The sequence below is a fragment of the Chloroflexota bacterium genome, assembly GCA_013152435.1.
Classification (GTDB): Bacteria; Chloroflexota; Anaerolineae; order DUEN01; family DUEN01; genus DUEN01.
The window spans coordinates 1-11,806 of record JAADGJ010000104.1; the positions used below are offsets into that span (position 1 = coordinate 1).

General features: G+C 66.2%; 8 protein-coding genes. All 8 read right to left on the reverse strand.

Annotated elements, in window-relative coordinates; all coding sequences use genetic code 11:
• A partial coding sequence (locus tag GXP39_14640) for a cell division protein FtsH (GenBank protein NOZ29271.1) occupies positions 1-547 on the reverse strand: 547 nt, incomplete at its 3' end.
• A 341-nt stretch (positions 548-888) separates the two neighbouring features.
• On the reverse strand, positions 889-2,103 hold the full coding sequence (locus GXP39_14645) for a hypothetical protein (GenBank protein ID NOZ29272.1): 1,215 nt from the start codon (positions 2,101-2,103) through the stop codon (positions 889-891).
• A gap of 16 nt (positions 2,104-2,119) precedes the next feature.
• Positions 2,120-5,107: a primosomal protein N' gene (priA, locus tag GXP39_14650; GenBank protein NOZ29273.1), complete on the reverse strand. Its 2,988-nt coding sequence runs from the start codon at positions 5,105-5,107 to the stop codon at positions 2,120-2,122.
• 242 nt (positions 5,108-5,349) lie between these two features.
• On the reverse strand, positions 5,350-5,988 hold the full coding sequence (gene amrA, locus GXP39_14655; protein ID NOZ29274.1) for an AmmeMemoRadiSam system protein A: 639 nt from the start codon (positions 5,986-5,988) through the stop codon (positions 5,350-5,352).
• A gap of 129 nt (positions 5,989-6,117) precedes the next feature.
• The gene (gene amrB / locus GXP39_14660; protein NOZ29275.1) at positions 6,118-6,954 is read right to left on the reverse strand and encodes an AmmeMemoRadiSam system protein B; all 837 of its coding nucleotides are present in this window, start codon (positions 6,952-6,954) and stop codon (positions 6,118-6,120) included.
• Positions 6,955-6,960: 6 nt separating this feature from the next.
• Positions 6,961-8,049 carry an AmmeMemoRadiSam system radical SAM enzyme gene (gene amrS, locus GXP39_14665; GenBank protein ID NOZ29276.1) on the reverse strand — a complete coding sequence of 363 codons (1,089 nt, stop codon included), beginning with the start codon at positions 8,047-8,049 and terminating at the stop codon, positions 6,961-6,963.
• A 746-nt stretch (positions 8,050-8,795) separates the two neighbouring features.
• Positions 8,796-10,064 carry a beta-ketoacyl-ACP synthase II gene (gene fabF, locus GXP39_14670; GenBank protein ID NOZ29277.1) on the reverse strand — a complete coding sequence of 423 codons (1,269 nt, stop codon included), beginning with the start codon at positions 10,062-10,064 and terminating at the stop codon, positions 8,796-8,798.
• Positions 10,065-10,252: 188 nt separating this feature from the next.
• On the reverse strand, positions 10,253-11,521 hold the full coding sequence (locus GXP39_14675) for a DUF521 domain-containing protein (GenBank protein NOZ29278.1): 1,269 nt from the start codon (positions 11,519-11,521) through the stop codon (positions 10,253-10,255).
• Positions 11,522-11,806: the final 285 nt, after the last annotated feature.

An 11,806-nucleotide genomic window follows, 5' to 3' on the forward strand; every position in this document is an offset into this window, starting at 1 on the left:
GCTCCTTGAGGAACTCCACCACCTCCAGCAGCTCCTGCTTGGCCTCCTCCGCCCCCGCCACGTCGTCGAAGGTCACCGTCGGCTTGTCCCCTGTGAACATCCTCGCCCGGCTCTTGCCAAAGGCCATGGCCTGGCTGTTGCTTCCCTGAGCCTGGCGCAACAGGAAGAAGAACAACGCCCCGACAAAGATCAACGGCAGGAGGCTGCCCAGCAAGGCCAGCCAGTTCCCCAACTGGCTCAAGGGCTCCACCTGATAGTCCACGTTACGGAGCTGCTCTCGCGTCACTCCCAGCGCCACCAGCGTCTCGGTCAGGCTCACATCCGGTTCCTTGCGAGAGGTAACCGTCTGGCCCTGATGCCGGATCAGCACATCGTCGCCCTTGACGCGAATCGCCTCCACTTCCCCACGCTTGATCCACTCGGCCACCGTGGTGATGTCCACGCTCTCCGCGCGTTCCGTCTGGGGGAAAATGCTGAAGAAAAGCGCAGCAGCTGCCACCAGGATCAAGAGATATACGAATCCATTCTTCGTCCATCCAGAACCCACTACCGCCTCCGAATCCTTCCCATCATTTCTGTGCTCTGAGCCATGATCGCCAGCCGAGTCATTCCACCCGGGCCACAGTGGCCCCTATGCCACCGATCATCCAGGCGCGAGCGCTCAGCCCCCAGCCAAGCCCTCGCGCTCGGGCCCGTTCACGGCTCCCACCCCGCCCTGCAAGACGACCTTCACACCGCCGCTCGACCGGGCGTGGGAGCCAGGCTCGCTCATGGCCATGAACCGGCTCATCAGAATCCCAACCGGGACTCCTGAACAGCACAGCTATTATACCATGTCTTTACGCAAACCTACTACTTTTATGTCGCCTCTCGCCAGAATCACAAGGCTCAACCGCGCCCGGCATCGACGCCCCGCACCGCCTGCACGATCTCCGACACCCATCCCAGCCTCGGACGGCTCATCAGCCCGTAGTTGTATAATCGCAACATCCCCGCACCTGCGGACGCCAGCGCCGCGGCGCGCTCGGCCAGCGCATGCGCCTCCCTCGCGAGCGGCCACAGCATGCTCATGCCGGTGCCGATCTCCACCCCCGGCAGCGTCTCGCGCCAGCGACGGATATCGGACGCCAGTCGCTCCGTCGGGGCCGCGTAGTCCAGCAACAGGATCGCATCGGCCCAACGTGCAGCCTCCTTCAAAGGGACACCGACCACTGCCCCGCTTATCAATGGCGAATCCGCCGCCATCACGCTCAGCCGAGCCGAATCCCCCACAGCCTCGCGGATCGACCGCAACATATCCAGGATCACCCGCTGCCGGGCCTGGAATAGCGCGTCGCGTCCGGCCTCGCCCAGGATCTCGCCCAGCCGCGCCCAGACCTCCGGCTCCGTCTCCACCTCTATCCCCCCATCTCGCTCGAAATACGCCTCCAACTCGGCGCGCACCGCCTGCGCCAGCGCCTCCGGATCGCCTCCCTCCTGCGCGATCCGCTCCCGACAAGCCGGGCAGAAGCAGAGCGAGAGGCACACCTGATGCAGCCGATCGATCTGCACGCCGATCTTATCGTGATGCGATTCGTGCCCGAAGCCCATATAACCGACCGATTCCAGCTCCAGGCTGACCAGCGGGTAGCGTCGGGCCAGATCGCCGCACAGGGCGGAGGCATACGCGCGCACGGCCGGCTGAGCGGGACAGAGGGCATACGTGTACCGATCGCCGAACGCGTTCTGGAAGGTCAGCTCCACATGCGCCCGCCCCAAACGGCTGTTATGCGTCAGGACCGTCCAGGCGTGCAACGCGAGCCCCTTCTCCTGGGCGGCCTCGCCGATCGCTTCCAGCGGATCGCGCTCCTGGCACAGCTGCGAAGGCTGCGGGGAGAGGGGGGCGGCCGCCGTGTAGCGCGCCGCCTCCGGCCGAAAGTACACCACCCCATCCTCCAGGAAGCGGATGCGACGTCTGGGGCCGCGCGGGGATAGCGTGCGCGCCGCGTGATAGGCCACGGCCAAGCTGATCCCATCCACCCCGGTGGCGGCGATGCGATCCAAAGCGGCATCGATGCCCTCGTCCAGCACATCCCAGGGATAAGTCCAGAGAGCGATGTCCATGCAGTCCTCCTCGATCTCACAACACGTCCATAGGGTCCACATCGATCCGCCAGGCGGGCGACAGAGGCAGCCCGCGCAGCCACGCGGCGGGATCCGTCGCGCGCAGAACGATCTGCCACCGATAACGCCCTCGCAGCCGGGAGAAGAAACAGGGCGCGGGCCCGATCAGGCTGACATCCTCTCGCCCGGCGATCCGCTGCTGCAACAGCCGGGCCACGCGCTCGGTCTCCTCCTGCGCCCGATCCGGGCGGCTATCCACGTAGATCAGGCGCGCCAGGCGGGCGAATGGGGGATATCCATGCTCCCGTCGGAAGCGCATCTCCTGTCGATAGAACGCCTCAAAGTCATGACGGCTGGCCGCGCGAACGGCGTAGTGTTCGGGATGGTAGGTCTGCACGATGACGCGTCCGCCCAGGGGGCTGCGCCCGGCGCGCCCGGCGACCTGCGCCAGCAACTGGAACGTCCGCTCGGCCGCCCGAAAGTCCGGCAGGTACAGCCCGGTGTCGGCGGCCACCACGCCCACCAGCGTCACCAGCGGCAGATCCAGACCTTTGGCCACCATCTGCGTGCCCACCAGGATGTCCGCCTGATGATCGGCGAACTGGGCCAGGATGCGCTCGTGAGAGCCGCGCCGCCCGGTCACATCCCGATCCCAGCGCACAACCCGGGCGTTGGGAAAGAGCCGGGCGACCTCCTGGACCACCCGCTGCGTGCCCGCGCCGAAATAGCGGATGCGCGAGCTGCCGCACTGCGGACAGCTCTGGGGGATCGGCGAGCGACGGTTGCAGTGATGGCAGACCAGCGAGCCCGTCTGCCGCTCCCCGCCGTCATCGATCGGGGCCTCATGATACGTCAAAGGAACGTCACAGCGCGGGCAACGGAGCACGAATCCGCAATCCCGACACAGGATGAAGGTGGCCGCCCCCCGTCGGTTCAGGAACAGGATCGCCTGCTGTCCCTGGTCCAGGGTCCGGGCCAGCGCATCCTGCAACGCCCGGCTGAAGATCGACCGATTCCCCGCCCGAAGCTCCTGTCGTAGATCGACGATCTCCACAGCCGGCAGATCGGTGTAACACACCTCCGCCTCCGGATCCGGAACGTGCACGGCTGGCACCCCCAGCCGATCCTGCCAGGCGGCCACCGTCGAGCGGTGGGCAAGGACGCGACGGGGCAGGGCGATCAGGTGGATCGCCCCCCGTCGGGCGGCATGATAGGTCTCCAGGGAGGGTGTAGCGCTCCCCAGGATCACCGGCGCTCGGGCGATGCGCCCCAGCGCGATGGCCACATCGCGAGCGTGATAGCGCGGCGTGCGCTCCTGCTTATACGCGGGTTCGTGCTCCTCGTCCACCACGATCAGCCCCAGCCGGGGAAGCGGCACGAACAACGCGGACCGGGACCCGACGACGACGTCCACGCCCCCATCGCGAATCCGACGCCAGAGATCGAAGCGCTCCCCGCGCGAGAGATCGCTGTGCCAGACCGTCACCCGGCCGGGGAAGCGAGCGGCGAACCGCTGCACCGTCTGAGGGGTCAGCGCGATCTCGGGCACCAACACGATGGCCTGACGGCCGCGCTCCAGCGCCTCCGCGATCGCTCGCAGATACAGTTCCGTCTTGCCCGATCCGGTGACCCCGTGCAACAGATAGATAGGAGGCGGGGACCCCCCGTCCGCCGATGTCGATGCGTCGTCCCAGGCAGCCAGCAAGCCAGCCCGTATCGTCTCCCACGCGGCCCGCTGATCGGCCGTGAGTTCGGGGGGACGATCCGTCGCGAAGGTCCGCCCGGCCAGCGGGTCCCGCTCCACCTCCGTCTCCTCCAGCCGGATCAGGCCAGCCGCCTCCAGCTCGTGGAGCAGCGCCAGGTCACAGCCCGTCTCCGCGTACAGATAGCCCACCCACGCCTCGCCCCCGGCCGCCTGCAACGCCTCCAACACCCGACGGTAACGATCCAGACCGCGCAGTTCCTCAACCACCGCCCGCGCCCGCTCCGGGGACAGCGCGAGGATCACGGCCGGCTCCTCGACCTCCCGGCGAATCAACCCCCGCCTGGCCAGCACCCGCAGGGTCTCCACGCGCACATCATGACGCTCGCAGAAGGTCGCCTCCTCCACGGGCTGTGGCGTCTCCAGCAGCGCCCGTAACGCAGCCGCCTGAGCCGGCGCTCGCGCCAGCGTCGCGGTCAGCGCCACGCGGGCGGCCTCCGGATCGGGCACGATCAACGTCCGACGACGCGAGGTGATCTGCACCCAGCCGCGCTCGGCCAGAGCCTGCAGCACGCGCTCGCTGCACCCCACCTCCCGGCACACGTCGGCCAGCCCGGGCAACGGATCGGCCGAGGCGGCGAGCCACGCCAGCACGTCCGCCTGACGCGATGAGCGTCCCAGCGTGGGCAGGGCGCGTTCGATCGTGGCGGGGTCAGCGATCAGGCAGGCGCGCCGTGCCGTGCGAGGCCGCGCCGCCGGCTCCACAACCGCCCGGCCAACCGCGATGAGGCCGCGTCGGACCAACGGCTCGATCACGGAGCGCCGTGCCAGCTTGGGCCATCGACGCTTCACCTGACGGCGGGTGAGCGGCTGCTGCTGCAATCGTGCCAACAGCTCGCGCTGCTCAGGCGTCAGGTCCTCTGGGAAGGGCGGGCTCGCCTTCAGTTCGATCAACGAATCCACCCGTCGGGCCACGCCGGCGGGCAACATGAGGCGAACGCATTCCAGCAGGGGAGCGAGATAGTGGCAGCTGATCCACTGCGCCAGCGCCAGCTGCTGCGATGTCACCACGGGCTCCGGGCGGGCCAGCCCCTCGATCTCACGGGCGGGAACGGGAGGGGGCTGATCGGAGAGCTTGAGGACGATGCCCTGCAGGCGGCGCTCGGCGAACGGCACCCACACCAGATGCCCCGGCCGCAGGCGAGCGCGGAGGTGTTCCGGCACAGCATACGTGAAGACGCCGGCCGTGTGATCGCCCGGCCGTTGCTCCACGACAGCATGCACAATAACCTCAGCAAACATGCGTCCTCCGCGCGGATTATACCATAGACGAGGATCCCGCAACCCTCAGAGAAAGCCTCGCGCGCAAAGAAAAGCCCTGAGCTGTCACCTCAGGGCTATGGGCGCTATCGATCCGCCTCGGAGAGGTCCGACGGGACTTACCCTGAACGAACGGAATTCATGGATCGCCCCTGTCCTCAAATAGAGAGCCCCCCGGGAATGCACCAGGCCCAGAACGATGCGCGAGCATCCCGGTCAACGTCTCACTCTTGGGTAACGGACGCGGCGGGGGCGGGCTGCTCAAAGGACTGCACCTGGAAGATATATACCTCCGTGCCCGGCTCCTCATAGACCTCGGGTGGGAGGCCGGCTTTCAGGGCCACGTGAACCAGGAACTCCAACGGCGAAGGGATCTGTTCCCAGACCTGGGGGAGCAGGAGCCCCCGATGCCACCCCCGCTTCACCAGCACACCATCCACCTTTGGCCGGATCTTCTGGACCAGGTCACTCACACTCTCATACTCGAGCGGCTGCATCGGGCTCAGCACGGAGACCTCGATGGCCGTATAGGGCAGCTCGGCAGGCGTCAGCGGCGGGAAGCGAGGATCGCTCAGGGCGGCGCTGACCGCGTTCGCCGCCACATCCACCGCCAACGGTCGCACCGGCGTCACCGTGCCGATACACCCGTGAAGCTGGCCGTGCGTGTGCAACGTGACGAAACTGGCGCCGGGATCCTGCAACCTGGGCGACAGCTCCGTCAGGTCCGGCTGCCACTCCCGATTGTAGCGCACGGCCTCTTCCAACGCGCGACGAGCGATGTTCAGCAACGTCTCCCCTTCGGCCGGGCTGATGTACGCGATCTCCTCCGGGCGCTCCGCCCGCTCCATTCCCTCTTGATCCACGACCCTTACCTCCTTCCCACACCACACCCCTCGGGAGGCCAGGACTTATCCACCGTCCGTGTCGCCCATCGCGCCTGGGTTCCTCCCCCGCCTACACACCTCGTGAGATCCCCGCCGGATTCGACATCCCTATGACGGCGCCTCCTCCGTATAGGCGACGGCCGCATACCCAACCACGTGGGAGCGATCCCCCGCGGTATCACCCGAGTTGCGATAATCCAGGAGATGCGGTTGCCAATGCAGCCGGCGAGCGATCCACATAAGCGTGAGAATGGGGAACACGCCACAGGCCTCCCCTCTCACCACGCCGGCCAGATCCTCCCGCTCGATGGCGACCAGCAGCTCCCGATCAAGCCGTCGCGCGACCTCGTACGAATGATAGTGGCTCAGATCCGAGCTCACCACCACCAGGGCGTCGGGATCCCGGGCGATCAGATCCTCCAGAACCGCCGCGACGGATCGGGGATCCACCTGGCCGAACAGCAACGGCACCAGACGGAACTGGCCCTCCAACGCCAATTGTAAGAAAGGCACCTGGACTTCCAGGCTGTGTTCAGGCTGATGCGCGTGCAGATCCTCGACGAAGGGCTCCCCAGCCTGCAGCAACTCATCGACGATCTCCAACGCCACCGGGACCTGGCCCAAAGGGGTACGAAAGGCGGCGAAGGCGCCGACGGCCACCCCCGACACGGGCACATAATGCGCTGGCCCCATCAGGTAGACGACGCGCGGGCGTGGTGGCAGCATCTGCAGCACTCGATAGCTGTACCCGGCGATCGGCCCGGAGTAGATGTAGCCCGCGTGCGGGGCGATCACCGCGCGAGGCGGCCCCGGCAGCTCCGGGATGGACGCCTGGGCGATGTACAGGAGGACTTGTCTCCGCAACACGTCCGGCTGGGCCGGGTAGAAGGTCCCGGCTACGGCCTCCGGGCGCACCAGGTCCCTGGGAACAAACGCTCCAGACATATCGGATCACCTCCTTCCATCGCCAGATGCGTGATGGGACGCCACCGCAAGCTCCACGTCCACCCGATAGCCCTCGGCCCACACGCCGGGGATCTGATGTCCACACTGTGGACACGTACCCGGCCGGTCCCACAACACGCGCACCTGATAGCCCACTCGCTCGATGAGCAAGGTGCCACACTCCGGACAGTAGGTGCTCTCTCGCCTGTGATCCAGCACATTCCCCACGTACACATAGCGCAGGCCAGCCGACCGCGCGATCTCGTACGCGCGAATCAGCGTAGAGGTCGGGGTGCTGGGTCGATCCATCATGCGGTAATTGGGATAGAAGGCGGTCAGATGCCAGGGGATATCCGGGCTGATTCCCGCCAGGAACTCCGCGGCCTCGCGCAGTTCCTCGTCGCTATCGTTCAGCCCCGGGATGATCAGCGTGGTCACTTCCAGCCAGATGTCCGTCTCCCGACAGATGTACTCGATGTTGCGCAACACCGGCTGGAGACGAGCGCCACACAGCTCCCGATAGAATCGATCGCGGAACGATTTCAGATCCACATTGATGGCGTCCAAATAGGGGGCCACCATCTCCAAAGCCTGCCGGGTCTCGAAGCCCGATGAGACGAAGGCCGTCCGGATCCCAACCGCGTGGGCCATCCGGCAGGTATCGTAGGCGTACTCAAAGAAGACGGCGGGCTCGTTGTATGTCAACGCCACCATCGGGATATTGCGCTGCCGACAGATGGTGACGATCCGCTCCGGGGGGAGATCATATCCCAGCCGCGGGTCATCCAGATCGAAATCGCGGAGTTGGGAGATCTCCCAGTTCTGACAGAACTGACAACGGAAGTTACACCCCAACGTCCCGATCGAGAAGATGGGCTGTGTGGGGAAGAAGTGAAACAGCGGCTTCTTCTCCACAGGGTCCACGTTGACGGCCGTCGCCTTGCCGTAAACGACCAATTTCAGGCTTCCGTCCAGGTTGCGACGCACGCCGCACTTCCCCGCCTCGCCCGGCGCGATCGCGCACCAATGCTCGCAGGCAGTGCATTGCACATATCCCTTGTGCAGCGGTCGTTGCAGTAGAGCTTCCTTGATCATGGCACACCTCACTGCACCATCATCCTGCTCTTCGTCGTCGATGCAGGCGACACCCTAGAAGACCGACGGTCCCCCTCCCCTCACAACGCCCCGATCACCTTCGCCTTGAACCGGCCCCTCCCTCACCTGCGCGAACAAGCCGGGCCGAACGCAGCGCATCCGACGGCATCGGCCGGGTGGCGGGGAATTCCCCGAAGCCGCCAGAGCCAGGTCGATCACGCTGACGCGACAGGTGCCACGGGGCCCGCCATATCTGACGGGCCCCGTCTGAGAACTCTGGACTATGATTCCGGAATCGGCGCATTGCGCGAGATACGCCGGATCTTCTGGATCAATCGCTGCCGCTCCTGCGGATCCCTGGTCTGCTCCAGCCGGGCACGCAGGTAGCGAACCTTCTTCCTGCGATGTCGCCGGCGGCGCAGCTCGCGGACTCGCTCAATGGCCACGGGCATCACCTCCTTATCTCAGTTCAATGAAGTTCCTACACACTCTAATTATACACAGATTTCCAAAGTGTGCACTTGCCTGATGGTCTGGACCTCCACCGCGATCACCCGAGAAAGGCCTTTCGCCCGGAAACCAGGAGAGGCGAGAGGAGATCCTTCGCCCCAAAGGTCCTACTCCCGCTCTCGACCCGCCATCCCCGGCCTCGCAGGAGACGCAGGCCGAGGCCGGAGATGACGAAACACCCCCTCGCGTCCAGGACGTGAGGGGGTGTATGTATCTCCGGTCGTGAAGGGCTCCAGCTATGGCTGGAACCGCCGCAGAAGGAGGCTGGCGTTCTGGCCGCCGAATCCAAACGCGTTGCACATGGCCGCGTCCACCCGGGTACGCCGCGCCTCGTTGGGCACGTAATCCAGATCACACTGAGGATCCGGCTCCTGATAGTTGATGGTCGGGGGCACGACCCCCTCGTTGATGGCCTGCACCAGCACAGCGGCGGATAGCGCACCGGCAGCTCCCATCATGTGGCCGACCATGGACTTCACCGAGCTGACGGGGATCTGATAGGCGGCCTGGCCCATGGCGTGCTTGATGGCCGCCGTCTCCGATGCGTCGTTGAGCTGCGTCCCCGTGCCATGCGCGCAGATGTAGTGGATATCCTCGGGGCTCAACCCGGATTCCCGCAACGCCCACTGCATCGCCCTGGCTGCGCCGCGCCCCTGGGGTTCCGGCGCGGCCAGGTTGTACGCATCCGAGGTCAGTGCGTACCCTCCAAACTCGGCCAGGATCGGCGCGCCACGCGCCTGTGCGTGCTCCAGCGTCTCTAAGACCATGACCACCGCGCCTTCCCCGAGCACCATGCCATCCCGGGTGCGATCGAAGGGGCGACACGCCCGCTCCGGCTCGTCGTTGCGGGTGGACATCGCGCCCAGCCGGCTGAACGCGGCCATGATCAGCGGCGTCGTGTAGGCGTCCGCCCCGCCGGCGATGGCGACATCGATCTCGCCGCGTTGCAAGCGACGCGCCGCCTCCCCGATGGAGACGATGCCGGTGGCACAGGCGGCCACCTGGGAGTTCACCGGCCCCTGGACGCCCAATCGGATGGCGACGTAGCACGGCGTCGTGCTGATGAGCACCGCAGGCGCGGCCGCCGGATTGATCCGCCTGGGCCCCCGATCGCGCAGCGTGTGCGTCTGCTGCTCCAGGATATCCAGGGCCCCAAAGGCGCTGCCGATCTCTATGCCGATCCGCTCCGGGTCCTCCTGGCTCATATCCAGGTTGGCTGCCTCGACCGCCTCTCGTGTGGCCGCCCAGCCGAACTGCGTCACGCGCCCCAGCCGCTTGGCCTCCTTGAACTCCATGTACTCCTTGGGATCGAAATCCTTCACCATGGCGGCGATGCGCGTAGGAAAGTCGGTCGCATCAAAGTGGGTGACCGGCCGGGCCGCGGATCGTCCCTCCACCATCGCTTTCCATGAATCTTGCCAGGTCAATCCCAACGGTGTGATGGCGCCGATGCCCGTAACGACCACACGTGGTCCTCTCCCGTTGGCTTGCCCATCTGTTTGCATATGATCGGCCTCCTCAACACGATTCCTCATGCACAGCTTCTCACGAGCAAATACAAGTACGTCCTACCATAAAACCCACGAATCCGGTAAAGGTCGCGATATCCCGCACAAGGGCACATCCGAGTCCCCCCGAGCCATGCAAATACACTTCCGGCGCCCGGACGGCCCCAAGCCACGGACGTCACCGCCTATTCGTCCTCCTCCGGCCATCGCCCGGTCAGGGCAGCCTGAATGCACTGCTCCAGCGTCCCGAAGCGCATCCGTACGCCCGAATAGGCCGGGGCATAACAGGCCATCTTGCCCGCGTTGGTGGCCATAGACCTCACCCCGATCATCCGCATGGGGGCAACGACGGCACAGGTATCAGCCACTACCTCCCCGCCGGCCTCGACGATATCCCGAACCCACCCGCGCTCGGCCGCCCGCTCCCGGGTCTGGCGCGCGGTGGTCACCCACAGTCGCGTGGCCAGGCGCCTCCCCCGCACCCCCTCGGCCACCTGCTCGATCTCGCTCAGCGAGGCGTGAGGACACCCGATGGCGACCAGATCGACGCGCCGGAGATCGGGATCGGCGTCCATGACGCGATAGGCCTCATCCAGGCTGCGGATCACCAACTGGCGCGCGTCCGGGAGGATCAGCGCCTCGCCCTGCTCGCGGGCCTCCGGCGTGTACTCGGCAATGTGGTAAAGGGCGACGGCGCCATACGCCGCGAGCGCGGCCCCCAGCGCCTTCAGCCGATCAACTGCGGGGCCGCCCACTGTCACATCCTCCGGGAGCGACGGCAACCATCGGGCCAGGTCGGCGAAGTACGGCACGCCCTGCCCGACCTGTCGACCGATCACATATCCCAACGCACCGAAATCGGCTACGCTCCGCAGGGGACACCGCACCTCGACTACATATCGGGCCCGGCGGTGCCCCGCCAGATGATACCCATATCGCGCGGTGCGCCCGACGACCGCGGCGGCCAGGGCGGATGGCCCGCCCTCGCGATTCGTATAAGCGCCCAACACGGAGTTGGCAAAGACCACAGCCGAGGACTCCGCCCAGGCGAGATGGTCCCCCCGGCGGATCCGAGCCTGTGGAAAGAGGTACGGCGTGCAGCTGAGCGTGGGCTGGACGCCCATTCGGATAAAAGCTTCGATGGCGGATAGCTGTGGGCGGGCAAACTCGGGCGAGATCCCCATCTCCTGCCAGCGGTCCGCCTCCATCCCCATGGGGTTGAGCATGGTAGGCACCCGGACCCGCGCGCCCTCCGCAGCCCACCGGTTCAGGAACTCCACGCCCGCGTCGCCCAGATTCTTGTAGCTGACGCCCGCGATCTGGGCATGGCGGATCGGGACCAGGTCCGGCGCGCCGTAGATGCGTCCCAGGGTGACGACGATCTCCATGGCGCGCTGCACCCCGGGCCCTTGCGCGCCCTCCAACATCGCCCGCTCTTCCGGTGTCAGTCGTATCTCGTCCACCTGCCCTCGTCCTGATGTATCGCCGACGTGCCGGGGATTCTAGCACAGGTCGTCGCCCATTGTAAAGGCGATACGAGCCCGTCCAGGTGCTCTCAAAGCTGGCCACGCCCCCAGGACCTTTTCAAAGTCCAACGTTCATATGGGACGGGGGACCTGGGAATGGGTGGTGGTGGCGGCGCAGCTCTGCTGCGCCGCCGCTACCACTCATTCCCAGGTCCCCCGTCCCATATGAATGTTGGACTTTGAAAAGGCCCTGGGGGCGTGGCCAGCTTTGAG

Coding starts and splice junctions, on each gene's coding strand:
- GXP39_14645 (NOZ29272.1), bottom strand. CDS start 2,103: ATGGACATCGCTCTCTGGACTTATCCCTGGGATGTGCTGGACGAGGGC.
- priA (NOZ29273.1), bottom strand. CDS start 5,107: ATGTTTGCTGAGGTTATTGTGCATGCTGTCGTGGAGCAACGGCCGGGC.
- amrB (NOZ29275.1), bottom strand. CDS start 6,954: ATGTCTGGAGCGTTTGTTCCCAGGGACCTGGTGCGCCCGGAGGCCGTA.
- amrS (NOZ29276.1), bottom strand. CDS start 8,049: ATGATCAAGGAAGCTCTACTGCAACGACCGCTGCACAAGGGATATGTG.
- fabF (NOZ29277.1), bottom strand. CDS start 10,064: ATGCAAACAGATGGGCAAGCCAACGGGAGAGGACCACGTGTGGTCGTT.